This is a genomic window from Bacillus sp. SIMBA_074 (assembly GCF_046534555.1).
GTDB classification, from domain to species: Bacteria; Bacillota; Bacilli; order Bacillales; family Bacillaceae_G; genus Bacillus_A; species Bacillus_A mycoides.
The window spans coordinates 1-235 of the sequence record NZ_JAWRYM010001255.1 but is presented as its reverse complement, the minus strand read 5'-3'; the positions used below and the strand labels follow the sequence as shown (position 1 = coordinate 235).

Below are 235 nucleotides of genomic sequence, written 5' to 3'. Positions count from 1 at the left end.
GAGGTAAGCCTCAATCACGTCTGGATTATTTTGTACCTCTTCTGGAGTTCCATCAGCAATCTTGACTCCAAAGTTAATGCACACGACTTTTTCACACAAATTCATCACGAGTCCCATATCGTGCTCAACCAGCAGAACAGTCGTTCCGTCATCACGGATTTTGCGCACGAGCTCCATGAGCGCCTTGGTCTCCGTCTCAATCATTCCTGCCGCAGGCTCATCCAGAAGCAAAAGC

At 48.5% G+C, this 235-nt stretch carries 1 protein-coding gene; it reads right to left on the bottom strand.

The features are described from left to right. Positions 1-235 (bottom strand): ABC transporter ATP-binding protein C-terminal domain-containing protein (locus tag SB773_RS34745; protein WP_486304344.1); only part of this gene is annotated, 235 nt, incomplete at both ends.